Annotated in this window: 26 protein-coding genes; 19 read left to right on the forward strand and 7 right to left on the reverse strand. The window is 72.1% G+C overall.

The features are described 5' to 3' along the window. Positions 1–3 precede the first annotated feature (3 nt). The 3 genes from mnmA to JNO54_RS06735 all read left to right on the forward strand — a co-directional run bounded on the left by mnmA (position 4) and on the right by JNO54_RS06735 (position 2,780). Positions 4–1,083 (forward strand): tRNA 2-thiouridine(34) synthase MnmA, encoded by a 1,080-nt coding sequence (gene mnmA / locus JNO54_RS06725; protein ID WP_204143200.1) that lies wholly within the window; start codon positions 4–6, stop codon positions 1,081–1,083. Between the two features lie 35 nt (positions 1,084–1,118). Beyond that, positions 1,119–2,033: a DMT family transporter gene (locus JNO54_RS06730; protein WP_307818091.1), complete on the forward strand. Its 915-nt coding sequence runs from the start codon at positions 1,119–1,121 to the stop codon at positions 2,031–2,033. A gap of 351 nt (positions 2,034–2,384) precedes the next feature. Then, positions 2,385–2,780 carry a hypothetical protein gene (locus JNO54_RS06735; protein ID WP_204143201.1) on the forward strand — a complete coding sequence of 132 codons (396 nt, stop codon included), beginning with the start codon at positions 2,385–2,387 and terminating at the stop codon, positions 2,778–2,780. A 4-nt stretch (positions 2,781–2,784) separates the two neighbouring features. Here the strand turns inward: JNO54_RS06735 and JNO54_RS06740 are convergent, their stop codons facing one another. Next, positions 2,785–4,311, reverse strand: a complete 1,527-nt coding sequence (locus tag JNO54_RS06740) for a SulP family inorganic anion transporter (RefSeq protein WP_204143202.1) — start codon at positions 4,309–4,311, stop codon at positions 2,785–2,787. 173 nt (positions 4,312–4,484) lie between these two features. Between JNO54_RS06740 and JNO54_RS06745 the strand changes: the two genes are divergently transcribed. Continuing rightward, positions 4,485–4,859 carry a MerR family transcriptional regulator gene (locus JNO54_RS06745; RefSeq protein ID WP_204143203.1) on the forward strand — a complete coding sequence of 125 codons (375 nt, stop codon included), beginning with the start codon at positions 4,485–4,487 and terminating at the stop codon, positions 4,857–4,859. After that, on the forward strand, positions 4,852–5,841 hold the full coding sequence (locus tag JNO54_RS06750; protein WP_204143204.1) for a uroporphyrinogen decarboxylase/cobalamine-independent methonine synthase family protein: 990 nt from the start codon (positions 4,852–4,854) through the stop codon (positions 5,839–5,841). Before JNO54_RS06745 ends, JNO54_RS06750 begins: the two co-directional genes overlap by 8 nt. A 72-nt stretch (positions 5,842–5,913) precedes the next feature. Here the strand turns inward: JNO54_RS06750 and JNO54_RS06755 are convergent, their stop codons facing one another. After that, on the reverse strand, positions 5,914–7,413 hold the full coding sequence (locus tag JNO54_RS06755; protein WP_204143205.1) for a long-chain-fatty-acid--CoA ligase: 1,500 nt from the start codon (positions 7,411–7,413) through the stop codon (positions 5,914–5,916). A 217-nt stretch (positions 7,414–7,630) separates the two neighbouring features. Here JNO54_RS06755 and ligA point away from each other — a divergent pair, with 217 nt between their 5' ends. Beyond that, a complete protein-coding gene (gene ligA, locus JNO54_RS06760; RefSeq protein WP_204143206.1) occupies positions 7,631–9,841 on the forward strand; it encodes an NAD-dependent DNA ligase LigA in 2,211 nt (736 codons plus the stop codon). Next, positions 9,838–10,332 carry a DinB family protein gene (locus tag JNO54_RS06765; protein WP_204143207.1) on the forward strand — a complete coding sequence of 165 codons (495 nt, stop codon included), beginning with the start codon at positions 9,838–9,840 and terminating at the stop codon, positions 10,330–10,332. The genes ligA and JNO54_RS06765 overlap by 4 nt, the downstream gene beginning before the upstream one ends. Before the next feature lie 124 nt (positions 10,333–10,456). On the opposite strand, the gene tpx is transcribed toward JNO54_RS06765, so the two are convergent. From tpx to JNO54_RS06780, 3 genes are all read right to left on the reverse strand, one after another. Continuing rightward, positions 10,457–10,951 (reverse strand): thiol peroxidase, encoded by a 495-nt coding sequence (gene tpx / locus JNO54_RS06770; RefSeq protein ID WP_204143208.1) that lies wholly within the window; start codon positions 10,949–10,951, stop codon positions 10,457–10,459. Positions 10,952–11,003: 52 nt separating this feature from the next. Then, on the reverse strand, positions 11,004–11,789 hold the full coding sequence (locus JNO54_RS06775) for a hypothetical protein (RefSeq protein ID WP_204143209.1): 786 nt from the start codon (positions 11,787–11,789) through the stop codon (positions 11,004–11,006). Between the two features lie 61 nt (positions 11,790–11,850). Beyond that, complete coding sequence (locus JNO54_RS06780) at positions 11,851–12,288, reverse strand: HIT family protein (protein WP_204143210.1); 438 nt, start codon at positions 12,286–12,288, stop codon at positions 11,851–11,853. Between the two features lie 30 nt (positions 12,289–12,318). Between JNO54_RS06780 and JNO54_RS06785 the strand changes: the two genes are divergently transcribed. Both JNO54_RS06785 and JNO54_RS06790 read left to right on the forward strand, forming a co-directional pair. Then, positions 12,319–12,852 carry an SRPBCC family protein gene (locus JNO54_RS06785; RefSeq protein WP_204143211.1) on the forward strand — a complete coding sequence of 178 codons (534 nt, stop codon included), beginning with the start codon at positions 12,319–12,321 and terminating at the stop codon, positions 12,850–12,852. Continuing rightward, positions 12,845–13,645: a carbon-nitrogen hydrolase family protein gene (locus JNO54_RS06790; protein WP_307818092.1), complete on the forward strand. Its 801-nt coding sequence runs from the start codon at positions 12,845–12,847 to the stop codon at positions 13,643–13,645. The genes JNO54_RS06785 and JNO54_RS06790 overlap by 8 nt, the downstream gene beginning before the upstream one ends. A 119-nt stretch (positions 13,646–13,764) precedes the next feature. Here the strand turns inward: JNO54_RS06790 and JNO54_RS06795 are convergent, their stop codons facing one another. Beyond that, the gene (locus JNO54_RS06795) at positions 13,765–14,697 is read right to left on the reverse strand and encodes a DUF559 domain-containing protein (protein ID WP_204143212.1); all 933 of its coding nucleotides are present in this window, start codon (positions 14,695–14,697) and stop codon (positions 13,765–13,767) included. Positions 14,698–14,907: 210 nt separating this feature from the next. On the opposite strand from JNO54_RS06795, the gene gatC reads away from it, so the two are divergent. From gatC to JNO54_RS06815, 4 genes are all read left to right on the forward strand, one after another. Next, the gene (gene gatC / locus JNO54_RS06800) at positions 14,908–15,204 is read left to right on the forward strand and encodes an Asp-tRNA(Asn)/Glu-tRNA(Gln) amidotransferase subunit GatC (RefSeq protein ID WP_204143213.1); all 297 of its coding nucleotides are present in this window, start codon (positions 14,908–14,910) and stop codon (positions 15,202–15,204) included. A 72-nt stretch (positions 15,205–15,276) separates the two neighbouring features. Further along, on the forward strand, positions 15,277–16,791 hold the full coding sequence (gene gatA / locus JNO54_RS06805; RefSeq protein ID WP_204143214.1) for an Asp-tRNA(Asn)/Glu-tRNA(Gln) amidotransferase subunit GatA: 1,515 nt from the start codon (positions 15,277–15,279) through the stop codon (positions 16,789–16,791). 3 nt (positions 16,792–16,794) lie between these two features. Beyond that, positions 16,795–18,360 carry an Asp-tRNA(Asn)/Glu-tRNA(Gln) amidotransferase subunit GatB gene (gatB, locus tag JNO54_RS06810; RefSeq protein ID WP_204143215.1) on the forward strand — a complete coding sequence of 522 codons (1,566 nt, stop codon included), beginning with the start codon at positions 16,795–16,797 and terminating at the stop codon, positions 18,358–18,360. After that, positions 18,360–19,280 (forward strand): 2-hydroxyacid dehydrogenase, encoded by a 921-nt coding sequence (locus JNO54_RS06815; RefSeq protein ID WP_204143216.1) that lies wholly within the window; start codon positions 18,360–18,362, stop codon positions 19,278–19,280. The genes gatB and JNO54_RS06815 overlap by 1 nt, the downstream gene beginning before the upstream one ends. Positions 19,281–19,354: 74 nt before the next feature. Here the strand turns inward: JNO54_RS06815 and JNO54_RS06820 are convergent, their stop codons facing one another. Further along, complete coding sequence (locus JNO54_RS06820) at positions 19,355–20,023, reverse strand: DUF937 domain-containing protein (RefSeq protein ID WP_204143217.1); 669 nt, start codon at positions 20,021–20,023, stop codon at positions 19,355–19,357. A 174-nt stretch (positions 20,024–20,197) separates the two neighbouring features. Between JNO54_RS06820 and JNO54_RS06825 the strand changes: the two genes are divergently transcribed. From JNO54_RS06825 to JNO54_RS06850, 6 genes are all read left to right on the forward strand, one after another. Then, a complete protein-coding gene (locus JNO54_RS06825; protein WP_204143218.1) occupies positions 20,198–20,719 on the forward strand; it encodes a SixA phosphatase family protein in 522 nt (173 codons plus the stop codon). Between the two features lie 310 nt (positions 20,720–21,029). Continuing rightward, positions 21,030–22,850 (forward strand): acetolactate synthase large subunit, encoded by a 1,821-nt coding sequence (locus tag JNO54_RS06830; protein WP_233703553.1) that lies wholly within the window; start codon positions 21,030–21,032, stop codon positions 22,848–22,850. A 10-nt stretch (positions 22,851–22,860) separates the two neighbouring features. Continuing rightward, positions 22,861–23,373, forward strand: a complete 513-nt coding sequence (gene ilvN, locus JNO54_RS06835) for an acetolactate synthase small subunit (RefSeq protein WP_204143219.1) — start codon at positions 22,861–22,863, stop codon at positions 23,371–23,373. Positions 23,374–23,467: 94 nt separating this feature from the next. Then, positions 23,468–24,493, forward strand: coding sequence for a ketol-acid reductoisomerase (ilvC, locus tag JNO54_RS06840; protein WP_204143220.1), 1,026 nt, complete (start codon positions 23,468–23,470; stop codon positions 24,491–24,493). Between the two features lie 131 nt (positions 24,494–24,624). Further along, the gene (locus JNO54_RS06845; protein WP_204144595.1) at positions 24,625–25,080 is read left to right on the forward strand and encodes a DedA family protein; all 456 of its coding nucleotides are present in this window, start codon (positions 24,625–24,627) and stop codon (positions 25,078–25,080) included. 93 nt (positions 25,081–25,173) lie between these two features. Then, positions 25,174–25,383: a hypothetical protein gene (locus JNO54_RS06850; RefSeq protein ID WP_204143221.1), complete on the forward strand. Its 210-nt coding sequence runs from the start codon at positions 25,174–25,176 to the stop codon at positions 25,381–25,383. Positions 25,384–25,476 lie beyond the last annotated feature (93 nt).

The following is a 25,476-nucleotide window of genomic DNA, read 5'->3' on the forward strand; positions in this document are numbered from 1 at the left end:
GCCATGCGTGTCGTCGCCGCGATGAGCGGTGGGGTCGACTCCGCCGTCGCCGCCGCCCGGATGCTCGACGCCGGTCACGACGTCGTCGGCGTGCACCTCGCGCTCTCGCGCAGCGCTGCCACCCTCCGGGAGAGCGCCCGAGGGTGCTGCACGATCGAGGACGCCGGTGATGCCCGCCGGGTCGCCGACCGCCTCGGCATCCCCTTCTACGTCTGGGACATGGCCGAGGCCTTCCAGCGGGACGTCATGGACGACTTCGTCGCCGAGTACGAAGCCGGACGCACCCCGAACCCCTGCCTGCGCTGCAACGAGAAGATCAAGTTCGCCGCCCTGCTCGACAAGGCGCTGGCCCTGGGCTTCGACGCCGTCGCGACGGGGCATTACGCGCAGGTCGTCGAGGGGGCGCAGGGGCGTGAGCTGCACCGCGCCGTCGACATGGCCAAGGACCAGTCCTACGTGCTCGGGGTGCTCGACGCCGACCAGCTCGCCCGCTCCTTCTTCCCCCTCGGCGACACGACGAAGCCGCAGATCCGCGAGGAGGCGGCCGCCCGCGGCTTCGCCGTCGCGAAGAAGCCGGACAGCCACGACATCTGCTTCATCGCCGACGGGGACACCCGAGGCTGGCTTGCGGGCCGGCTCGGGGAGCGGCCCGGCGAGATCGTCGACGAGGGCAGCGGCGAGGTCGTCGGGGCGCACCAGGGCGCGTACGGCTTCACCGTCGGGCAGCGACGCGGGCTCGGCCTCGACCGGTCCTCGCTCGACGGCTCGCCACGCTTCGTCACGCGGGTCGACGCGTCGGCCAACCGGGTCTTCATCGGGACGCCAGACCTCCTCGGCGTGCGCCAGGTCGTCGGCGACTCGGTGCGCTGGTGCGGCCCGGCACCGACCGGCGAGGTGAGCGTGGGGGCGCAGCTGCGGGCCCACGGCGAGGAGGTGCCGGCCGTGGCCCGCGTCGAGGAGGGCTCGCGCCTCGTCGTCGATCTCGACGCCGCGGTCCGCGGCGTGGCACCCGGGCAGTCCGTCGTCCTCTACAAGGGCACGCGCGTCGTCGGCTCAGCGACGATCAGCGAGACCTCCCGGTGACCGGCCTCGCGTCGCCGGCCCCTCTGCAGACTGCCGTGCGCGAGACCTGGCCGGCGAAGTTCGTCCTCCTCGTCCTCGTGTGGGGCTCGTCCTTCCTCCTCATGATGGTCGGGCTCGCGGCGCTCGCCCCCGTCCAGATCGCGACGGCGCGGATCCTCTCCGGTGCGGTCGTCCTGCTCGTCCTCATGCGACTGGCGGGAGGTCGGCTGCCCCGCGAGCGCCGGGTGCTCGCCCACGTGCTCCTCTGCAGCTTCTTCCTGGGACCGCTGCCCTTCACCCTCTTCGCCCTCTCGGAGACCAGGATCAGCTCAGCGCTGGCGGGCATCGGCAACGGGACGACCCCCATCGCGTCGGTGATCTTCAGCCTCCTGCTCCTCCCGCACGCTCGCCCGACCCCGGCGAGGATCGGCGCCGTCCTCCTCGGTCTCGTCGGCGTCCTGGTCATCGCCGAGCCATGGGCCCTCGACCCCCCGGACCCCGCCGGCTTCGGGATGGCGCTCCTGGCCGGCGTGAGCTACGGACTCGGCTGGACCTGGCTCAAGCGCTTCCTCGGTGACGTGAGCTTCGGCCCCTTCGCCCAGCCTGCCGCCATCCTCACGGCCGCGTCCGTGCTCAGCGTCCCGATGCTCCTCGGCTGGTGGCTCCTCCAGGACGAGAGGTCGCTCCCGTGGTCGGTCGCGTCCACCGGGGAGCACTCCGTCGCGGTCGCGGTGGGCGCCGTCCTCGTGCTCGGCATCGTGGGGACCGGGCTCGCCTACAAGCTCCAGGCGGACGTCGTCGTCGCGGCCGGACCGGTCGTCGCCACATCCGTCACCTACCTCATCCCGATCGTCTCGATCGCGCTCGGTGTGCTGCTCCTCGGTGAACGTCTCGGCCCCGCCCAGGTGAGCGGCTTCGCCGTGGTGCTTGTGGCTGCCCTGCTCATCGGCCGGCCGGAGCGGGTCCGATGAGGGCGGCCCTCCGGTGCCTGCTGACCCTCAACGTGGCCAACCCGCCGAAGGACCGCGCCGAGCGGCTGCTCCACTGGCTGTGGACCCGGGACGAGGACGTCTGGGTGCTCACCGAGGCGGGGCGCGGGGAGGGCAGCGCCCTGATGCTCCGTGTCTGCCGGGCCGCGGGGTACGCAGTGGTGGACACCGACCGAGTCGACCTCGGGCTGCTCGTCGTCTCCCGGACCGAGCCGCTGCGGCTGGAGCCGGTCACGCCGCCGCCCCTCCTCCCCGGACGGGTCGCCGCCCTCGTCCTCGGCGAGGCAGACCCCCCTTCGGCTGCTGGCCGTCTACGGCGCGGCGAGCGACCCCGTGCGCTACAGCAGCAAGGACCAGCGCGCCCGCAAGCGGGAGTGGCTCGCCGCCTTCGACGGGCTCGTCGACGAGTGGGCGGCCCGGCCGGGCCCGGGGGCGCTCCTCGGCGACCTCAACATCGTCGACCCCGACCACGCCGACCCGCTGCCCTACGTGCTCCCCGAGGAGGTCGCGACCTACGAGGCACTGTCCTCCCGGCACGGCCTGCGGGACGCCTACCGCGAGCGGCACACCGAGGACGCGCCGTCGTGGGTCGACCACACCGGGGCCGGCTGCCGCTACGACCACGCCTTCGTGAGCGAGGACGTCGAGGTGCTCGCCGCGGACCTCGACGACGCGCCGCGGGCGAGCGGGCTGAGCGACCACTCGGCACTGACGCTCACCGTGCGCTGAGCCGTCAGTGGGACGGCAGCGTCCCGGACAGCCGCCCGTGCATCGAGGCGCTCGCCTCGTTGAGACCGGTGATCTCCACGGTCTTGCCGCGGGAGGCGTACTTCGCCTCCACCCCGTCCAGGGCGGCGATCGTCGAGGCGTCCCACAGGTGCGAGTCCGAGACGTCGATGACGATGCGGTCGGGGTCCTCGCTCGGGTGGAACTGGCTGTAGAGGTCGTTGCTCGAGGCGAAGAACAGCTCGCCGGTCACGCGGTAGAGGGCGTGCACTGTCCCGTCCGAGGTCTCGACGAGCTCGCGCTCCACCTGGGCCATGTGCGCGACCCGGCGGGCGAAGAGGACGCTGGCGGTGACGACCCCGAGGACGACGCCGATGGCGAGGTTGTGCGTGATGACGACCGCGACGACGGTGACGAGCATGACGACCGTCTCCGAGCGCGGCATGCGCCGCAGCGTCGAGGGGGCGACGCTGTGCCAGTCGAAGGTCGCGACGGAGACGAGGATCATCACCGCGACGAGCGCCGCCATGGGGATCCGGCCGACGAGGTCTCCGAGGCCGACGACGAGGACGAGGAGCATTGCGCCGGCGACGAAGGTCGAGACCCGCGTCCGGGCGCGGGATGCCTTGACGTTGATCATCGTCTGGCCGATCATCGCGCACCCACCCATGCCGCCGAAGAGGCCGGAGGCGATGTTGGCGATGCCCTGGCCCCGGGCCTCGACGGTCTTGTCGGTGTGCAGGTCGGTGATGTCGTCGACGAGCTTGGCGGTCATGAGCGACTCGAGGAGCCCGACGAGGGCCATGCCCAGGGCGAAGGGACCGATGATCTGCAGCGTCTCCAGGGTGAGCGGCACGTCCGGGACGAAGAGCGACGGCAGGGAGTCGGGCAGCTCGCCCATGTCGCTGACCTCCGGGACGTCGGTGCCGGAGAGCCAGACGTACGCGGTGAGCGCGACGATGACGACGAGTGGGGCGGGGACGGCGGTGGTCACGCGGGGGAGGAAGAAGAGCCCGACGAGCCCCACGGCGACGAGGGCGTAAACCACCCACGGCACGTCGCGCAGGTGCGGGAGTTGCGCGACGAAGATGAGGATCGCCAGCGAGTTGACGAAGCCGACCATGACCGAGCGCGGGATGAAGCGCATGAGCCGGGCGACGCCAAGGACGGCGAGGACGATCTGCAGCACACCCGCGAGGAGCACCGTGGCGATGAAGTAGTCGAAGCCGTGCTCGCGGGCGACGGGAGCGATGACGAGGGCGATGGCTCCCGTCGCGGCGGTGATCATCGCGGGGCGCCCGCCGACGACGGCGATCGTCACCGCCATGACGAAGGAGGAGAAGAGGCCGACTCGCGGGTCGACCCCGGCGATGATCGAGAAGGAGATCGCCTCGGGGATGAGCGCGAGAGCGACGACGAGGCCGGCGAGCACCTCGGTCCGCAGCACGCGGGGTGAGCGCAGCGCCCGGCGGACCGTGTACTCGTGCGGCAGGAGGTCGGGCGCGGGCGCGGGGAGGACGGAGGTGTCGGTCATACGGGGTCCTTGGCGGTGGCGAGGGCAGGGGGGGCGGGCGTTGGCGGAGCTGGGCCCGGGCGGGATGCGAAGGGGTGTGCGACGATGCACGCGCTGCCGTCGAGAACGGCCGCGGACAAACCTACCGTTACGAGAGGTTTGCCTGCAAGACGAGACGGGCGGGGTGCGGACGAGTGCAGGATGGTTCGGAGCCGGCGGTCGCCGGGGCGTGGCGGATCGGTGACGTCGCCGAGCGGACGGGCCTGTCGGTGCGCACCCTGCGGCACTACGACGAGATCGGCCTCATCACCCCGAGCGACCGGACCCCTGGTGGCTTCCGTCTCTACACCGACGCCGACCTCGCCGACCTCCTCCTCATCCGACGGATGAAGCCGCTCGGCTACACCCTCGAGGAGATGGGCGAGGTCCTTCGCGTCGTCCGCGCGGGTGGTACCGCGGAGGCGCTGAGCCCGCTCGTCGAGGAGGCCGAGGCGCGCCGTGCCCAGCTGCAGGCGAAGGTCGAGATGGCCGACGAGTTCCTGGACCAGCTGCGCTCCCGCCATGACTGAACGGGTCGCCGCGAGCGGCATCGGCAGCTGGCCAGGGACCGACCCGCGCGAGGCGGTCCGGGCTGTGCGCGACCTGCTCACCGACGCGGTGCCGTACCTGCCCGAGCTGCCGGGCCGCGGCGCCGGCGCCGAGATGGTGGGACGCGCCGGGGCGATGCTCGAGGGGCTGCACGTCGAGACCCAGCCCTACGGCTGGCGCTTCGTCGACCGGCCGGGGGCCGACGAGGGACGCGCCGCGGCCTACCTGCGGCAGGACCTCGACGAGCTCGCCGAGGCCTACGACGGGTGGGCCGGGCCGCTCAAGGTCCAGGTCTGCGGCCCGTGGACGCTGCTCGCGAGCGTCGAGCTGACCCGCGGCGAGCGGTCCGTCAGCGACCACGGCGCCCGTCATGACGTCGTCGGGTCCCTCGCCGAAGGGGTCCGCCGTCACCTCGCCGATGTGGAGCGCCTCGTCCCCGGAGCGCAGGTCGTCCTCCAGGTCGACGAGCCCGCCCTGCCGGCCGTCATCGAGGGGCGCCTGCCGACCCAGTCCGGCTACGGGCGGCTGCGCGCCGTCGACCCCGCGGAGGTGCGCGACGGGCTGCGCGACCTCCTCGCCGCGGCGGGGGAGCGGTCCACCGCCGTCCACTGCTGCGCGCCGGACGCGCCGCTGCGGTTGATCCGTGAGGCGGGCGCCGGCGCGCTCGCCGTCGACCTCGCCCTCGTCGGCGGACCCGTTTGGGAGGTGCTCGCCGAGCACGTCGAGTCCGGTGGTCAGGTGTGGGCCGGGGCGCTGCCCACCACGGAGGACGCCGCCGACTTCCGCGCCGTCGCGGACCGGCTCACCGGGCCGTGGCAGCGGCTCGGCCTCGACCCGGCGCTGCTCGGCCGGGTGACGCTCACCCCGGCGTGCGGACTGGCCGGGCTCACCCCTTCGTCCGCAGTCCGCGCGCAGCGCGCCGTCGTCGACGCCGCCCGGGCGATCGCCGACGACCTCACCTGACCCCCTTCGTCGTCTGCCTCGGACATGCGAAGGGGCCCGCCCGGACGTCCAGGCGGGCCCTCTCGCGGTGCGTCAGGTGGTCGGCGGGGAGACCGAGCGACGCAGGATCTTGCCCGTCGGGCCCTTGGGAAGCTCGTCGAGCTGCCAGATCTGCCGCGGGTACTTGTAGGCCGCGATCCGCTCCTTGACGTACTGCTGGACGTCCTCGAGCGTGGCCGTCGAGCCGGGCTTGAGCGAGACCGCCGCGCCGACGTCCTCGCCGAGCTCGGGGTGCGGCACCGCGACGACCGCGCACTCGACGACGTCCGGGTGGGTGTAGAGGACCTCCTCGACCTCGCGCGGGTAGATGTTCATGCCGCCGCGGATGATGAGGTCCTTCTTGCGGTCGACGATGGTGTAGTAGCCGTCGTCGTCGACGGTCGCGAGGTCACCGGTGCGGAACCAGCCGTCCGGGATCGCAGCCTCGGTCTCCTCGGGCTTGCCCCAGTAGCCCTTCATGACGTTGTCGCCGCGGATCGCGATCTCGCCGACGCCGTCACCGGCGGGCACGTCGTTGCCGTCGGCGTCGATGAGCTTCATCTCGCAGCCGGGGATGGCGCGGCCGATGGTGCCCGGCTTCGTCGGCCGGTCGAGCATGTTGAAGGACGCGACGGGGGAGGTCTCGGAGAGGCCGTAGCCCTCGAGGATCTGCGCGTCGAACTTCTCCTCGAACTCGCGCATCGTCTGCTCCGGCAGGGCCGACCCGCCGGAGACGCAGACGCGCAGGCTGGAGGTGTCGGCGGTCGCCGCGTCGGGGTGGTGGAGCATCGCGCCGTACATCGTCGGCACGCCCTGGAAGATCGTCACCTTGTCGCGCTGGACGACCTCGAGCGCCTTCGCCGGGTCGAAGCGGGGGATGAGGGTGAGCGTCGCGCCGCACCGGACGGCGGCGTTGAGCCCGCACGTCAGGCCGAAGACGTGGAAGAGCGGCAGGCAGCCCATGATGACGTCCTCGGGGAGCATCCGCATGATGTCCGCCGAGGAGCGCTTCGCGTTGAGGTCGAGGTTGCGGTGGGTCAGCTCCGCGCCCTTGGGCCGGCCGGTCGTGCCCGAGGTGTAGAGGATGACGGCGGTGTCGTCGTCGGCGCGCTCGACGGGGCTGCCGATCGGCTCGCCCGCCGGGAGGTCCTCGGCGCTCGGGCCGATCGGGCCGGACTGGATGACCTTGGTCTCGAGCGACTCGGCGCCGGCGACGGCCTCGCTCAGGAAGTCGCCCCAGACGAAGGCGAGCTTGGCGCCGCTGTCGGAGAAGAAGTACTCGATCTCGCCGGACTTGAGCAGCGGGTTCATCGGTACGACCGTGCCGCCGGCGAGCAGGGCGCCGTAGAAGAGCACGGGGAAGGCCGGGACGTTCGGCAGGATGAGCGCCACGCGGTCGCCGGGCTCGAGACCGGCCTGCCGCATCGCGCCGGCGGCCTGGGCGGCGAGGCCGTGCAGCTGGCTCCAGGTCAGCTCGGCGTCGTCGAGTTTGATCGCCACCTTGTCGGGGTGGGCCTGGGCGGTCGCGACGAGGTTGCTCGCGAGGTTCGTCATCGATGACTCCTGCTCGAAGGGGGTGGGTACCCCAATCCTCACTGCTGCGAAGGGGAATGGGAAGGGTTTCGGGCAGGCCGGCAGGACGAAGGGGGGAGGGGGAGGGGGTCAGGTGGGCCGAGCGGTGGATCCGTCGCTCGTCCCGCGACGGAAGGGCCGACAGCGTCCCCGTGGCAGCGCCAGGTCGTTGTCGGGGCACTGAGGCAGGATTGGCCGGGTGAGCACGATCGACCCGAGCGGTTCCGACGACCAGATCCCGCAGGCCGCCACCGACGCGCCGGCCCCCGAGGTGCCCGCCGAGGTGCCCGAGGAGATCCGCGAGCGATGGACCGAGCTCGCCGAGCAGGCGACCGAGGCCCAGTTCGCCTACCACGTCAAGGACGCGCCGACGATCAGCGACGGCGAGTACGACGCCCTGATCCGCGAGCTGACCGACATCGAGGACGCGCACCCCTCCCTTCGCACGCCTGACTCGCCGACCCAGCAGGTCGGGGGAGCGGCCTTCTCCACGGACTTCCAGGCGGTCGACCACCTCGAGCGGATGCTCAGCCTGGACAACGCCTTCAGCCCCGAGGAGATGGACGAGTGGGCGGCCCGGGTCGAGCGCGAGGTCGGCGAGGGCGTCCACTACCTCTGCGAGCTCAAGGTCGACGGCCTCGCCGTCAACCTCCTCTACGAAGGGGGACGGCTCACCCGCGCGCTCACCCGCGGCGACGGCCGGACCGGCGAGGACGTGACGATGAACGTCCGGACCATCGCCGACGTCCCCGAGCGGTTGGACGACGCGGCCGGTGACGTCCCGGCGCTCGTCGAGATCCGGGGCGAGGTCTTCTTCCCGCTCGAGGGCTTCGCGGAGCTCAACGCGAGCCTCGTCGAGGCCGGCAAGGCCCCCTTCGCCAACCCGCGCAACAGCGCCGCCGGCTCGCTCCGGCAGAAGGACCCCAAGGTCACCGCCACCCGGCCGCTGCACATGCTCGTCCACGGCATCGGCCGGCGCGAGGGCTTCGACATCGACAGCCAGAGCCACGCCTACGAGCTGATGAGGGCATGGGGGCTGCCCACCTCACCGCACTACCGGGTCTTCGACTCGATGACGCAGGTCAAGCGTTTCATCATCGAGGTGGAGAAGGCGCGGCACGACTACGAGCACGAGATCGACGGCGTCGTCGTCAAGGTCGACGAGATCGCGACCCAGCGACGACTCGGCTCGACCTCCCGGGCGCCCCGCTGGGCGATCGCGTACAAGTACCCGCCGGAAGAGGTGACGACGAAGCTCCTCGACATCCAGGTCAACGTCGGGCGGACCGGCCGGGTCACCCCCTTCGGCGTCATGGAGCCGGTGACCGTCGCCGGGTCGACCGTGTCGATGGCGACGCTGCACAACGCGCACGAGGTGGTGCGCAAGGGCGTGCTCATCGGCGACACGATCGTGCTGCGCAAGGCCGGCGACGTCATCCCCGAGATCCTCGGCCCGGTCGTCGACCTGCGTGACGGCAGCGAGCGAGAGTTCGTCATGCCCACCGAGTGCCCGTCGTGCGGTGCGACCCTCGGCCAGCAGAAGGAGGGCGACAAGGACATCCGCTGCCCCAACAGCCGGTCCTGCCCGAGCCAGCTGCGCGAGCGGCTCTTCGGGCTCGCCGGGCGAGGAGCCTTCGACATCGAGGCGCTCGGCGAGGAGGGGGCGACGGCGCTGCTCGAGTCCGGGGTGCTCACCGATGAGTCGACCCTCTTCGACCTCACCGCCGACGACATCATCCGGGTCCCGCTCTACACCCGCGCGGCGAAGAAGAACGACCCCGAGGACGCCGTCGTCGACGGGCGCGTCCTCTCGGCCAACGGCGCCAAGCTCGTCGCCAACCTCGAGCAGGCCAAGACCCAGCCGCTCTGGCGCGTCCTCGTCGCCCTCTCGATCCGGCATGTCGGCCCGACGGCGGCGCGCGCGCTGGCCCAGCACTTCGGGACGATGGAGGCCATCCGGTCCGCCACCGAGGAGCAGCTCGCCGCGGTCGAGGGCGTCGGCCCGACGATCGCCGACTCCGTGCGCGACTGGTTCGACGGCGACGGCAACGAGTGGCACCGCGAGATCGTCGACCGCTGGGCCGCCGCCGGGGTGCGGATGGAGGACGAGCGGGACGAGAGCACGCCGCGCACGCTCGAGGGGGTCACCGTCGTCGTCACCGGCTCGCTCGAGGGCTTCAGCCGAGACGAGACCAAGGAGGCGATCCTCAGCCGGGGCGGCAAGGCGAGCGGCTCGGTGAGCAAGAAGACCGACTGGGTCGTCGTCGGCGACAACGCCGGGTCCAAGGCGACGAAGGCCGAGGAGCTCGGACTGCGCATCCTCGACGAGGCGCAGTTCCGCGAGCTGCTCGAGACCGGAACGGTCGCGGCCTTCGCCGAGGCTGAGGACGCCGACGGGGAGGCCGGGTGACCACCGGCGGCATCGACCGGGCGACCGTCCAGTGGTACGTCGACACCGCGCTGGCGAAGATGCTCAGCCGCGCTGACGAGCTCGGGGACGACCTCGTCTCCGTGCGGCCCGACCTCGAGGGCGCCAACAGCGTCTTCGCGATCGTCACCCACTGCTGCGGGGTGCTGGAGCGCTGGGGCGGCGAGGTCGTCGCGGGCCGCACGATCAACCGCGACCGCGCCGCCGAGCTCGCGGCGACCGGGACGATCGCCCAGCTCGAGGAGCGTGTCGCCGCTCAGCGGAGACGCTGGCTCGACGACCTGCGCGGCTACGACGCCGGGGCGCAGCCGGCCGGTCCGGACCACCGCGACGAGGGTGACCCCGAGGTCATCACCCAGGGTTTCGTCGTCCTCCACGTCATCGAAGAGCTCTTCCAGCACCTCGGGCACATCGACCTGACCGTCGACCTCCTGCGCGCCGGCGTGCACGGACCGAGCTCTGACGGTCGGTGACACCGATATCTCGTGGCGGCGACCGCAGGACAGCGGTCCGTGCACACGCCGAAAGGGGTGAGGACGCCGAAAGGGGTGAGCCCACCGGGATCGGTGGCTCACCCCTTCGTGCGGAGAGCTCCGCTCAGCCGAGGGCGGCGATCGCCGCGTCGTAGTCCGGCTCGGTGGTGATCTCGTCGACGAGCTGCGCGTGGATGACCTGGCCGTCCTCGTCGAGGACGACGACCGCGCGGGCCAGCAGGCCGGCCATCGGCCCGTCGGTCAGGCGGACGCCGTAGTCCTCGCCGAAGGAGGAGCGGAAGGCCGAGCCGACCTTGACCTTGTCGATGCCCTCGGCGGCGCAGAAGCGGGCCTGGGCGAAGGGGAGGTCCTGGCTGACGTTGACCACGGTCGTGTTGTCGAGGCCGGCGGCCCGCTCGTTGAAGGTGCGCACGCTCTGCGCGCAGACGCCGGTGTCGACGCTCGGGAAGATGTTGAGGACGACGCGGCCGGAGAGCTCGTCGGAGGTGAGGGGTGAGAGGCCCTCGCCGACGAGGTCGAAGGCCGGGGCCTTGGAGCCGACGGCGGGGAGGTCGCCGGAGGTCTGGACGGGGTTGCCCTTGAGCGCAGTGGTAGCCATGCCCCCAGCCAACAGCACGTGAGCGTCGTTGACCACCCCGGGTCAGGGTTGGCTACACGAGCACCTGGGTGACGAGCGCCCAGATCCCGACGAGGACCCCGCCCGCGACGACGACCCCTGCCATGAGCAGGCCGGCCTTCGCGTCGGTGGGCAGGGCGGTCTTCCACCCTGCCTGCCGCAGGACGGATCGCAGCGGGGCGTTGATGTCACGGGTCGAGAAGGTGTAGTCGACGGGCTTCTCGACGCCTCGCTCGGTGACGCCGTAGGACACCCGCTTGCGGTGGGACCACTCGCGTCCGCTGCGCAACGTGGCCTGCGCTCCGCCGACGCTGGGGGCACCCGCGTGCCACTCGACGATCCGGGTCTGGTCGGTGCGGCGGACCGTGCCCTCGCCGACCCGCTCGAGGGTGACGACGAAGGCGTCCTGGAGGTCGCGGACGATGGCCAGGTGGCGCCAGCGGGCGTCGGCCAGGTCGGCCGCGATGACGATGGTCTGGTCGTCGCCACGCACCGTGCAGGGGGTGTCGGCGAGGCGGGCGGCGAGCGCCCCGGCGAGCTCGTCGAAGGACCACCGGCTGCCCGACGGGGTCCGCGTGAGGGCGGGGACGTCGCGCAGGTCTCCCTGTCGGGGAGGACGTCCCTGGCGAGCGAGCGTGACGAGCGCCCAGAGCAGGACGCCGACGACGGGCGTGAGGACCGCGACCCACAGCAGCGCGAAGCCGGTACCGGCGCTCCGCCAGAGGGCCCACGTGCCGACCCCGAACATCCCCACGCCGAAGATGAGCAGCATGAGGCTGAGCACGAGGAGCTGCCCCGTGCGCGACGTGACCGCTGCCATCAGCGGGCGACCGGCAGCGCGCCGAGCCGCCTCCGTCGCCCGACCGTCGGCCGTCCGCTCATCAGAGCCCTCCCGGCCGCGCGACGTGCTCGCCGTGCCCCAGCGCGGTGAGCCGCTCGCGCAGGCGGGTCGCGTTGGCGTCGAAGGTCTCGTCGCTCACGCCCTGCATCGGGGAGTGCGCGTCGAAGTCGTCGGGGCTCGCGGCCGGCCACACGTGGACGTGCAGGTGGGGGACGAGGAAGCCCTCGAGCAGCATGCCCACCCGCGGTGTGCCCCACTCGGCCTGCTGCGCCTGACCGATGATCTTGGCCACGCGCTGGACATGGGTCCAGGTCTGGTCGTCGGCGTCCGTCCACTGCTCGATCTCGGCGCGCGGCACGACCATGCAGTGGCCGTCGGTGAGCGGCTCGATCGTCAGGAAGGCGACGCACACGTCGTCGGCCCACACGAACCGGCCCGGGATCTCGCCCTCGATGATCTTGGTGAAGAGAGTCGGCATGCCGTCCACCCTAGGTTCTACGGTGGGGTCATGCCTCAGGTGAGCGCCGACGTCCACGTCCCGATCCCGCCCGAGCTGGCCTATGCCGTCTCGATGACGCACGGGACGATCCGCCGGGGGTGGGACCCCTTCATCCGGCAGCAGCACTTCCTCGGCGAGGCCGAGCAGCCGGCTGTGGGTGTGCGCACCTTCACCCGGGCCGACTTCCTCGGTCCGCTCAGCCCGAGCATGGTGACCGAGTACGTCTCGTGGCGCCCGCCGACCTCGGTCGGCATGACGATGGTCGATGGGCCGCGCGTCTTCTCCCGCTTCGGGGGTGGCTGGCGCTTCCAGGGCGAAGGGGAGGGGACCCGAGCGGTGTGGAAGTACACCTACGACCTCGTCGGGCCCCCCCTCGTGCGACGGGTCGGGTACGTCATCGGGCAGTGGCTGCTCGGCCGTGAGATCCAGGCGCGGATCGAGGCCTTCGCCGCCGCGTGCGCGGACGAGCAGGTCCTGGCCGCGGCTCGGGCCGACATGGTCACGCGTGCCCGCATCGAGGCGCAGGAGGCCCAGGGTGCCTGACCTGCTGCGTGTCGCGGGCGTCCAGGTCGAGAGCACCGAGGACCCCGCGGACAACCTCGGCCTCGTCCGCGACGGCATCCGGCGCGCGGGCGACCTCGGCGCCCGTCTCGTCGTCTTCCCCGAGGCGACGATGGCCCCCTTCACCCGACGGCTCGACACGGCCGCCGAGCCGCTCGACGGTCCCTTCGCCGACGGGGTGCGGGCCGCGGCCCAGGAGCACGGGGTCGTCGCCGTCGTCGGGATGTTCACCCCGGCCGACGAGGTCGAGACCGACCGCGGCCCGCGGCGCCGGGTGCACAACACCCTGCTGCTCACCGGCGCCGGGGTCGAGGAGGCGACGTACCGCAAGATCCACCTCTTCGACGCCTTCACGACGCGGGAGTCCGACACGGTGGCGCCGGGGGAGGAGGTCGTCACCGCGAAGGTCGACGGCTGGACGGTCGGCCTGGCCACCTGCTTCGACGTCCGCTTCCCCGACCTCTTCACCGAGCTGGGCCGTGGCGGCAGCGAGCTCGTCGTGCTGCCGGCCTCGTGGGGCGACGGGCCCGGCAAGGCCGAGCAGTGGGACCTGCTGGTCCAGGCCCGCGCCCACGACGCTCAGGCGTGGCTGCTCGCCGTCGGTCAGGCCTGGACCCCGCGCTCGACCGAGGGGCCCTTCGGCATCGGCCGCTCCGCGCTCGCCGATCCGACGGGGGCGGTCCGCAGCCGCCTCGACGCCGGACCCGGCATCCTGCTCGCGGACATCGACCGCGACAAGGTCGCCGAGACCCGTCAGCGCGTCCCCATCCTCTGAGCCAGACGTGACCCGCGGGTACGACGACCATTGCCTGGGACCTGCGGGCGATCACCCGTGTCGCTGCGAGGCCACGCCGAGCGTGGGTCGTGGCAACGGTCGTTCGTCCCGCGCGGTCCTCAGGCTGCCGGCAGCGCGCGCTGTGCCCGCCGGACCGCGACCGTACGGATGATGACGTCGCGCACCCACTCCGGGTCGTTCATCACCTGCTTCCAGGTGAAGCGCAGGACGAGCCAGTCGTCGGCGACGAGGCGGGTGTACCGGATGCAGTCGCGCTCCAGCTGCTCCGGCTCGGAGTGGAACTCGACCGAGTCCGCCTCGAGCACGATCCGGAGCTCTTCGTCGGCGAGGTCCACCCGACCCACGAAACCTGCGGGGTCATCGATCCGTACCTGGGTCTGCACCGCGAGGGTGGGGACCCCGAGCGCGATCCACCGCAGCACCGACTCGAAGGGGTTGTCGGACGACCCGTCGGCCAGGCGGATGCTCTCCTCTGCCCTGCGTCGGAACCTCGGGGCCAGCCCCGCGCACGCGAGGAGCATCTCGTCACGGGTCACCATCCCCTCGCGCAGAGCGGAGTCCAGGACGCAGAGCGCCTCGTCCGGGGGCAGGGTCGCGGCGCAGTCGACAGCGGTCCGCACACGGTCGGTCACCCAGCCGTCGACGACATCTCCCCGCGGGATCGCGCGCCAGTGCATCTCATACCGCTGCTGTCTCGTCGCGGTGACCTTGCGCCCCCGGGGGACGACGACCTGCGGCCGCCTCGGCACCCACTTGCAGCGCCAGCCCCATCGGGCGGCCGCGCTGAGCAGGACCGAGGTTCCGCTCAGCTCGTGGGCGGCCCGACGGGACCGCTCCGCGGTGACCTTGAGGGCTTCGTCCCAGCGGGGCGCGCCGACGTCGACGGAGGGCAGCGCATATCGACCACGCGAGAGGCGGACCAGGCGTCCCTGCGCGAGAGCGGCACGCAAGGACGCCTCGGTGACCTCGCGGAGGATCTCGCTCCGCGTGGCCACCCCACCCTGCTGCGTGAGCACGTCCTCGACCAGCACGTGACCCAGCCTGCCGACATTGCTCGATGCCGGGATGTCGTCATCCACAGGCACTGCAACGACGACCATTGCCGGCCTACGCGTGCGCGGCGGCCCTCTGGGTAGGGACAGCAGCCGGGATCGAGATGCGCAACGGTCGTTGTACCCGCGGGTCACCTGAGGCATCGGGGGTGGGGCGAGGACGGTGCGGGGGTCCGTAGACTGGCGGGCATGCCTGACCTCAGCCGCGACGACGTCGCCCACCTCGCCTCGCTGGCCCGGATCGAGCTGGAGCCCGAGGAGCTCGACCGCCTCGTCGGCGAGCTCGACGTCGTGCTCACCTCGGTGGCCCGGGTCCAGCAGGCGCCGACCGACGGCGTCGAGCCGATGAGCCACCCGCTCCCGCTCGTCAACGTCACCCGGCCCGACGAGGTCCGTCCCTCCCTCACCCCCGAGCAGGCGCTCGCCGGCGCCCCGCTCGCCGAGGAGCAGCGCTTCTCGGTCCCGCGCATCCTCGACGAGGAGTGACCGACGGGGGACCGTGACGGACCCCCTTCGCCCTGCCGACCCAGCCACGCCCCCTTCGACGAAGGACCCGACTTGACCGACATCACCCGCCTCCCCGCGGCGGACCTCGCCGCCGCGCTCGCCTCCGGCGACCTCTCGGCCGCCGACGCCACCCAGGCGCACCTCGACCGGATCGCCGAGGTCGACGAGGGCGTCCACGCCTACCTCCACGTCGCGGGGGAGTCCGCGCTTGCCACCGCCCGTGAGGTCGACGGCCGTCGGGCCCAGGGCGAGCAGCTGCACCGCCTCGCCGGCGTGCCGATCGCCGTCAAGGACGTCATGACGACGACCGGGATGCCGACGACGTGCGGCAGCCGGATGCTCGAGGGCTGGGTGCCGCCGTATGACGCCACCGTCGTGAGCAAGCTCAAGGCCGCGGGCATGCCGATCCTCGGCAAGACCAACATGGACGAGTTCGCGATGGGCTCCTCCACCGAGCACTCCGCCTACGGCGTGACCCGCAACCCGTGGGACCTCGACCGGACCCCCGGCGGCTCCGGTGGTGGCTCGAGCGCGGTCGTCGCCTCCTTCCAGGCGCCGCTCGCGATCGGCAGCGACACCGGCGGCTCGATCCGTCAGCCCGCGGCCGTCACCGGCAGCGTCGGCGCCAAGCCGACCTACGGCGGGGTCTCGCGCTACGGGCTCGTTGCCCTCGCGTCCTCGCTCGACCAGGCCGGCCCGTGCGGGCGGACCGTCCTCGACACCGCCCTGCTCCACGAGGTCATGGCCGGGCACGACCCGATGGACTCGACCTCCATCGACGCTCCTGTGCCCGGAGTCGTCGCCGCCGCCGAGCGCGCCGACGTGTCCGGCATGAAGATCGGCATCATCAAGGAGCTCACGGGTGAGGGCTTCCAGGCCGGCGTCCAGGCCCGTTTCGACGAGGCCGTCCAGCACCTCATCGACGCCGGTGCCGACGTCGTCGAGGTGTCCTGCCCGAGCTTCGAGTACGCCCTCGCCGCCTACTACCTCATCCTCCCGAGCGAGGCGAGCAGCAACCTCGCGAAGTTCGACGCCATGCGCTACGGCCGGCGCGTCGGGCCGAAGGGGGTCGACGCGCCCTCCGCGGAGCAGGTCATGGCGGCCAGCCGTGACGCCGGCTTCGGCGACGAGGTGAAGCGCCGGATCATCCTCGGCACCTACGCCCTCTCGTCGGGCTACTACGACGCGTACTACGGCAGCGCCCAGAAGGTGCGTCGCCTCATCGCCGACGACTTCGCCGCGGCTTTCGGCCAGGCGGACGTCCTCATCAGCCCGACCGCGCCGACGACCGCCTTCCGCTTCGGCGAGAAGACCGACGACCCGATGGCGATGTACCTCAACGACATCGCGACCATCCCTGCGAACCTCGCCGGCATCCCCGGCATGTCCCTCCCGAGCGGTCTCGCCGACGAGGACGGGCTGCCCGCCGGCTTCCAGATCCTCGCGCCGGCGATGGCCGACGACCGCCTCTACTCCGTCGGGGCCGCGCTCGAGCAGCGCCTCGTCACCGCCTGGGGCGGCCACCTCCTCGACCGCCTGCCCGCCCTGCAGACCAAGGGAGCCTGACCCATGAGCACCACGACCGACGAGGTCCTCGGCTACGACGAGGCGCTCGCCTCCTTCGACCCCGTCATGGGGCTCGAGGTGCACGTCGAGCTCGGCACCGCGACGAAGATGTTCTGCGGCTGCGCGACGACGTTCGGCGCCGAGCCCAACACCCAGGTGTGCCCGGTGTGCCTCGGCCTGCCCGGCGCCCTGCCCGTCGTCAACGCGACGGGTGTCGAGTCGGCGATCCGGATCGGGCTGGCGCTCAACTGCGAGATTGCCGACTGGTGCCGCTTCGCCCGGAAGAACTACTTCTACCCGGACATGCCGAAGAACTTCCAGACCTCGCAGTACGACGAGCCGATCGCCTTCGACGGCTACCTCGACGTCGAGATCCCGGCGGCGGGCGGCGAGGGCACCGAGATCTACCGGGTCGAGATCGAGCGCGCGCACATGGAGGAGGACACCGGCAAGAGCCTGCACATCGGCGGGTCGACCGGCCGCATCCACGGCGCCGAGTTCTCCCTCGTCGACTACAACCGGGCGGGCATCCCCCTCATCGAGATCGTCACCAAGCCGCTCGTCGGTGCCGGCGAGCGCGCCCCCGAGGTCGCCAAGGCCTACGTCTCCGCGCTGCGTGACCTGCTCCGGGCGCTCGACGTCTCCGACGTCAAGATGGAGCAGGGCTCGATGCGCTGCGACGTCAACCTCTCGCTGCGCCCCAAGGCCGGCGACGGCCCGCGCAGCGCCGAGCAGCTCGCGGTCCCGATGGGGACCCGGACCGAGACGAAGAACGTCAACAGCCTGCGCAGCGTCGAGGGTGCGGTCCGCTACGAGATCTGCCGGCACGCCGCGGTGCTCTCCGGCGGGGGCTCGATCCTCCAGGAGACCCGCCACTGGCACGAGGACACCTCGATGACGACGAGCGGCCGGGCCAAGTCCGACGCCGAGGACTACCGCTACTTCCCCGAGCCCGACCTCGTCCCCGTCGCGCCGAGCCGCGAGTGGGTCGAGGAGCTGCGGGCCACCCTGCCCGAGCCACCGGCCGAGCGCCGCAAGCGTCTCCAGGGCGACTGGGGCTACAGCGACCTCGAGATGCGTGACGTCCTCAACGCCGGTGCGGTCGAGCTCATCGAGGAGACGGTCGCGGCGGGCGCGACGCCGCAGGCTGCCCGGAAGTGGTGGCTCGGCGAGCCGTCGCGCCGGGCCAACACCGAGGGCGTCGACCTCGTGACCTACGCGGGTCAGGTCGGGCTCACCCCGGCCCATGTCGCCGAGCTCGACTCGATGGTCACCGCCGGTCGCCTCAACGACAAGCTGGCCCGTCAGGTCCTCGAGGGCGTCCTCGAGGGCGAAGGGGGGCCCACCCAGGTCGCCGACGCGCGCGGCCTCCAGCTCGTCCAGGACGACGGTGCCCTCGAGGCGGCCGTCGACAACGTGATCGCCGCGAACCCCGACATCGCCGACAAGATCCGCGACGGCAAGGTCCAGGCCGTCGGCGCCCTCATCGGTCAGGTGATGAAGGAGATGCGCGGCCAGGGCGACGCCGGCAAGGCGCGCGAGCTCATCCTCGGCAAGCTGACGAGCTGATGGCGCTCGTCGCGTCCTTCCCCGACGAGCAGTGGCTCGACGCGGTCGGCCCGGTCGACGGGGTGACCTCGGTCGTCTGGGCCCCGGAGGGCCCGGTGCCGGAGGAGGACGTCGACGTCTACGTCGCGCCGTACATGGGTGGCCCCGACCAGGTCGCGGTCGTCGCCGAGAAGCCCTCCGTGCGTCTCGTCCAGCTGCTGTCCGCGGGGTACCACAACGTCGTGCCGGTGCTGCCGGAGGGCGTCGCGCTGGCCAACGCCGCCGGGGTGCATGACGACTCGACCGCCGAGCTTGCCGTCGGCCTGGCGCTGGCGTCGTTGCGCGGCATCGACGACGCCGCCCGGGACATGACGAAGGGGGAGTGGCCGGGTCGTCGCGTCCGCCGCTCGCTCGCAGACAGCCGGGTCCTGGTCGTCGGCTACGGATCGATCGGCCGGGCCATCGCGCGCCGGCTCGGCTCCTTCGAGGTGTCGCTCACCGCGGTGGCCTCCCGGGCGCGCGGCGGCGACGACCTCGTCGAGCGCGTCCACGGCATCGACGAGCTGCCCGGGCTGCTGCCGGACCACGACGTCGTCGTGCTCGTCGTGCCGCTCACCGACGACACCCGGCACCTCGTCGACGACGACTTCCTCTCGGCCCTGGCCGACGGGTCACTCGTCGTCAACGTCGCCCGCGGCCCGGTCGTCGACACCGACGCGATGCTGCGGCACGCGGGGCGGCTCTCCTTCGCCCTCGACGTCACCGACCCCGAGCCGCTGCCGGCCGACCACCCGCTGTGGTCCGCCCCGGGTGTCCTCGTCACCCCGCACGTCGGTGGGGTGACGACCGCCTTCCGTCCGCGTGCGGTGCGGCTGCTGCGCCGTCAGCTGGAGGCGCTCGTGGGCGGGGGCGACCCGCTTAACGTGGTCCATCCGGCCTGACGTCCGCCGCGCACGGTACGACGAAAGGGGGTGGACCGGACGGTCCACCCCCTTCGTCCTCGTCCTCGAAGGGGTCAGCGGCGGCCGCCCCCGAGGAGCCCGCCGAGGAGGTCGGTGAGGATCGAGCCGGTGCTTGGCATCCCACCCTGCTGCTGCGTCGGGGCGCCGCCCGCGGCGCCGCCGAGGATCGACCCGAGGATGTCGCCGAGGCCGCCACCGGTGGGACCGGCCGCCGGCCCGGCACCGGTGTCGGCCGGCGGGTTGGTGCCCGGGAGGACGCCGCCCTCGCGCCCGCCCTGGCCGCCTCCCGCGGATCCGGGGAAGCTCGCGCCGCCGCCACCTTGCTGCAGCTTGCCCATGAGGTAGGACAGGACGATCGGGGCGAGGATCGGCAGGAGCTTCTTGACGAGGGCCGAGCCCGCGCCGCCGCCGCCGGCCGCGCCGAGGCGGTTGACGACCTCGTCCTCGTTCGGGCCGAAGATGTGGTGCGTGATGGCCTCGCCGTCACGGGTGTCGACCGCGTTCAGGTCGATGCCGCCCTCGACGAGCGAGGGGTCGTGCTGCTGGAGCGCCTCGAGGAGCGAGGCTTCGCCGGCCGGGTTGGCCGCGTTGGCCTGGAGCCCGCCGAAGAGGGCGGGGAGCGCGGCCCGGGCCGCGGCGTCGACGGAGGCAGGGTCCTCGCCGAGCTGAGCCGCGATGGCGTCGGTGGGGAGCTGCTGGAGCAGGCGGTCGATGTCAGACATACATCTCTCCTCGGTGAGGTCCGGGCGGGCCCGGGTGCGGGGCAGCGGGGTGCGCTGCCGTTGCTCGCCGACGCTACCCGCCGGGCCGGCCGTGCGGGGGTTGCGGCCACGGTCGTGGTCTGGTCGTCGGTGGTTCTCTGGCGCAGACGGCCCCCGTAGCGCGAGACTGGGGTCATGACCCGTGCAGCGGAGCCGAGGACGATCGTGCTGGTGCGTCATGCGGAGGCGGTGTCCTCCCCGCCGGGCGAGGCAGATCACGGACGCGCGCTCACGGCGCAGGGCCAGCAGGCCGCGGAGGAGTTCGGTCGCTGGCTGCACGACCAGGGCATGGGCTGCGACGAGGTCATCACCTCCACGGCGCTGCGGGCCCGGCAGACCGTCGAGGGGCTTGCCTGCGGTGGCTGCTCGGAGGCCGAGATCCAGGTGGAGGAGAAGCTGTACAACGGACGCGAGTCCGACGTCCTCCAGGTCCTGCGCGAGGCGACGAGCGACGCCGACATCGTCCTCGTCGTCGGTCACGCCCCGTCGGTCCCGGCGGCCGCGAGCCTGCTTGCCGACGGCGAGGGCGACGAGGCGGCCCACGAGCAGCTCTGCCAGGGCTTCCCGCCCGGCGCCGCGGCCGTCCTGCGCTACCAGGGGCACTGGTCCGACCTCGACTTCGGCCAGGCGACCCTCGTCGGCTTCCGCGCCCCCTGACCGGTCCTGGTGTTGGGGTTGGGTAGACCGCGTCCCGCATCGTGGACGGGGTTGTCTCAATTATTGACACGGTGGCGGCGTGAGGGCGAGAGTTGCCGCATGGCCCTCATCGTTGTAGTTCCCCGGCGCGCTGCCTGAGCGAGACGCTCACCAGCAGCGCGCGCCCTTCACGTCCTGACCCCGGGACTGGAGGGCTTTTTCATGGGGCGGATGATGGACCGACCGAGTCGGACGAGAAGTGGAGTCAGTCGTGAGCGACACCGTGAGCGAGCAGTCGACCGCGGGGCGCGCGGCGCCGAGCCCGGCCAGCATGGCCCGGCAGGCGCAGGCCAGCGCGCCCCCTGCGACCGTGACAGGGGCGCAGAGCCTCGTCCTCTCGCTCGAGTCGGTCGGCGCCGAGGTCGTCTTCGGCATCCCGGGCGGCGCGATCCTGCCCGCCTACGACCCGCTCATGGACTCCGTCAAGGTCCGCCACATCCTCGTGCGCCACGAGCAGGGCGCCGGCCACGCGGCCGAGGGCTACGCCAGCGCCACCGGCAAGGTCGGCGTCTGCATGGCCACCTCCGGCCCGGGTGCGACGAACCTCGTCACCGCGATCGCCGACGCGCACATGGACTCGGTCCCCATGGTGGCCATCACCGGCCAGGTCGCCTCGGCCGCCATCGGCACGGACGCCTTCCAGGAGGCGGACATCCGCGGCATCACCATGCCGATCACCAAGCACAACTACCTCGTCACCGACCCCGCCGAGATCCCGCGCGTCATCGCCGAGGCCTTCCACATCGCGAGCACCGGCCGGCCCGGCCCCGTGCTCGTCGACATCTCCAAGGACGCGCTGCAGGCCAAGACGACCTTCGCCTGGCCGCCGCGCATCGACCTGCCCGGCTACCACCCGGTGACCAAGCCGCACGCCAAGCAGATCCGCGAGGCGGCCAAGCTCATGGCCAAGAGCCGCCAGCCGGTCCTCTACGTCGGCGGCGGCGTCATCCGGGCCGGCGCGTACGCGGAGCTCAAGGCCCTCGCCGAGACGACCGGCATCCCCGTCGTGACCACGCTCATGGCCCGCGGCGCCTTCCCCGACGAGCACCCGCTCCACCTCGGCATGCCCGGCATGCACGGCTCCGTGGCCGCCGTCACCGCCCTCCAGCGCAGCGACCTCATCATCGCCCTCGGTGCCCGCTTCGACGACCGTGTCACCGGCCAGCTGAGCTCCTTCGCCCCGGACGCCAAGGTCATCCACGCCGACATCGACCCCGCGGAGATCTCCAAGAACCGCGTCGCCGACGTGCCGATCGTCGGTGACGCCAAGGCGATCATCGCCGAGCTCACCGCGGCCGTGAGCGCCCCCGACGCGCGCCGCGGCGACTACTCCGCCTGGGTGACCCGCACGCAGGGCTGGGCGCAGAGCTACCCCGTCGGCTACACCCCGAGCGAGGACCCCGAGGCGCTCGCTCCTCAGTACGTCCTCGAGAAGCTCGGCGAGATCGCCGGCCCCGAGGCGATCTACGCCGCCGGTGTCGGGCAGCACCAGATGTGGGCCGCCCAGTTCATCGGCTACCAGCGCCCGAACGCGTGGCTCAACTCCGGCGGTGCCGGGACGATGGGCTACTCGGTGCCGGCCGCCATGGGCGCCAAGGTCGGCGAGCCCGACCGTGTCGTGTGGGCGATCGACGGCGACGGCTGCTTCCAGATGACCAACCAGGAGCTCGCGACCTGCGTCATCAACGACATCCCGATCAAGGTCGCGATCATCAACAACTCCAGCCTCGGCATGGTCCGCCAGTGGCAGTCGCTCTTCTACAACGAGCGTTACTCCAACACCGACCTGCACACCTCCGTCGGTCGCCGGATCCCCGACTTCGTCAAGCTCGCCGACGCCTACGGCTGCGTCGGCCTGCGCTGCGAGCGACCCGAGGACGTCGAGGCGACGATCCGCCAGGCCATGGAGATCAACGACCGCCCGGTCGTCGTCGACTTCGTCGTCGAGCGCGACGCCATGGTGTGGCCGATGGTCCCCGCCGGCGTGAGCAACGACGCCATCCAGATCGCCCGCGACGCGGCCCCCGAGTGGGACCGCGAGGAGTCCGAGGCGATCGAGCAGGACCTCGACGCGGACCACGACGGGAAGTGACAGGACAGTCATGAGCAGCAGGCACACCCTCTCGGTCCTCGTCCAGGACAAGCCCGGCGTCCTCGCGCGCATCTCCGCGCTCTTCTCCCGCCGTGGCTTCAACATCGACAGCCTCGCCGTCGGCCCCACCGAGCAGCCCGACGTCTCCCGGATGACCGTCGTCGTCGAGGTCGAGAAGCTGCCGCTGGAGCAGGTCACCAAGCAGCTCAACAAGCTCGTCGAGGTGCTCAAGGTCGTCGAGCTCGACCCGCTGACCTCCGTCGACCGCGAGCTGCTCCTCGTCAAGGTCCGCGCCGACGCGAGCACCCGCGGCCCGATCCTCGAGACCGTCCAGCTCTTCAAGGCCCGGATGCTCGACGTCACCGCCGACTCCGTGACCATCGAGTCGACCGGCAACGCCGACAAGCACCGGGCGATGCTGGAGATCCTCGAGCCCTACGGGGTCAAGGAGATCGTGAAGTCCGGCATGGTCGCCATCAGCCGGGGCGGCCGCTCGATCACCGACCGCGGCGGACGGCACTAGCCGGCCACGCGAGGCGGGGTTCACCCCCTTCGCCCTGACCACTCACCCACGTACGCAGCAGCACGCACCACCCCAACCGAAGGAGAGGCCCACGATGGCCGAGATGTTCTACGACGACGACGCCGACCTGGCGATCATCCAGGGCCGCAAGGTGGCCGTCATCGGCTACGGCTCGCAGGGCCACGCGCACGCGCTCAACCTGCGCGACTCCGGCGTCGACGTCCGCGTCGGCCTCAAGGAGGGCAGCAAGAGCCGCGCCAAGGCCGAGGACGAGGGCCTGCGCGTCCTCACCCCGCGCGAGGCCGCGGAGGAGGCCGACGTCATCGTCATCCTCGCCCCGGACCAGGTGCAGCGTCACCTCTACGCCGAGGACATCGAGCCCGTCCTCACCGAGGGTGACGCCCTCGTCTTCGGGCACGGCTTCAACATCCGCTTCGGCTACATCCAGCCGCCGAAGGGTGTCGACGTCATCCTCGTCGCGCCGAAGGCCCCCGGTCACACCGTGCGGCGTGAGTACGTCGCCGGTCGCGGCATCCCGGACATCATCGCCGTCGAGCAGGACGCCTCGGGCAGCGCCTGGGACCTCGCGAAGTCGTACGCCAAGGGCATCGGTGGCACCCGCGCCGGCGTCATTAAGACGACCTTCACCGAGGAGACCGAGACCGACCTCTTCGGCGAGCAGGCGGTGCTCTGCGGCGGCATGAGCCACCTCGTGCAGGCGGGCTTCGAGACGCTCACCGAGGCGGGCTACCAGCCGGAGATCGCGTACTTCGAGGTGCTCCACGAGCTCAAGCTCATCGTCGACCTCATGTGGGAGGGCGGCATCGCCAAGCAGCGTTGGTCGATCTCCGACACGGCCGAGTACGGCGACTACGTCTCCGGCCCGCGCATCGTCGACGCCGGTGTCAAGCAGCGCATGCAGGAGGTCCTCGGCGACATCCAGTCCGGTGCCTTCGCGCAGCGCTTCATCGACGACCAGGACAACGGCGGCGCGGAGTTCCAGGAGCTGCGCGAGAAGGAGGCCGGCCACCCGATCGAGGCGACCGGCAAGGTCCTGCGCTCGCACTTCTCGTGGAAGCAGACCGACGACGACTACACGGAGGGCTCGGCCGCCCGCTGACCCTTTATCGGGTTATCCGATAAAGGTGCGCCTCACCCGGGAAATGTTCCCGGGTGAGGCGCACCCTTGTCTGGCGAAGGGGGGACGGGTCGCGCTCCCGTCGCGCCGCCTACGCTGACCCGGTGGAAGAGATGCTCGAGAGCTGGCCGTTCTGGCTCGCCTTCGGCTTCCTATTCCTCGGTGCCATGGTCCGGGGGAGCGTCACCTACGCGATCGGTCGCGGGGCCCGGACGGCGGCCGAGCGGCGGCGGGCGAAGGGGGATCGCCCGGGTGAGCAGGGCCGCCTCCTCACGCAGGGGGAGCGGCTGGTGCGCCAGATCGGGCCGCCGGCGGTGAGCCTGGGCTTCCTCACGGTCGGGCTGCAGACCGCGATCAACCTCAGCGCGGGGGCGCTGCGGATGCCGTGGACGCACTTCGGGCCGGCCCTGGTCGTCGGGGCGGTCCTGTGGGCGACGATCTACACGACGATCGGCTTCGCGGTGCTCGAGGCGGCCCTCGGCCGGGTCCCGTGGTGGTGGGTGCTCGTCGCGGTGGCTCTCGTCGCGCTCGTCGTGCTCCTCTCCCGGCGCCTCGCCCGCGCCCGCTGAGGGTATGAGCCTTGGCTCGTGCGAACAGGGGAGGGTACGAGCCTTGGCTCGTGCGGGTCCGGCGTCCCAGCATGTGGTCGGGGGGTCCGTCAGGTGGACACCTCGGACGTACGGTGGGCGCAGGCGATGTCCGGTACGGCGCGCGGCGACCCTGCGGCCGGACCACTGCTCACCCCCACCAGGGTCGGTGCCGTCGCCGCACACGTACCGATGAGGAGCACCGTCATGAGCGACGAGGCACAGGAGGCGCGCCGCGCCCTCCAGGAGTCCATGGACCGCCGCGACCAGGGCAGCGACGACTGACGCAGCCGGACCGCCACGCAGCCGCCACGCCCGACGTGGCGGCTGCGGCATTTCCCGGCCGCCCCGTCCCGCTGCGGCGGACACCCCTTCGCC

This window comes from Janibacter endophyticus (assembly GCF_016888335.1).
GTDB classification, from domain to species: Bacteria; Actinomycetota; Actinomycetes; order Actinomycetales; family Dermatophilaceae; genus Marihabitans; species Marihabitans endophyticum.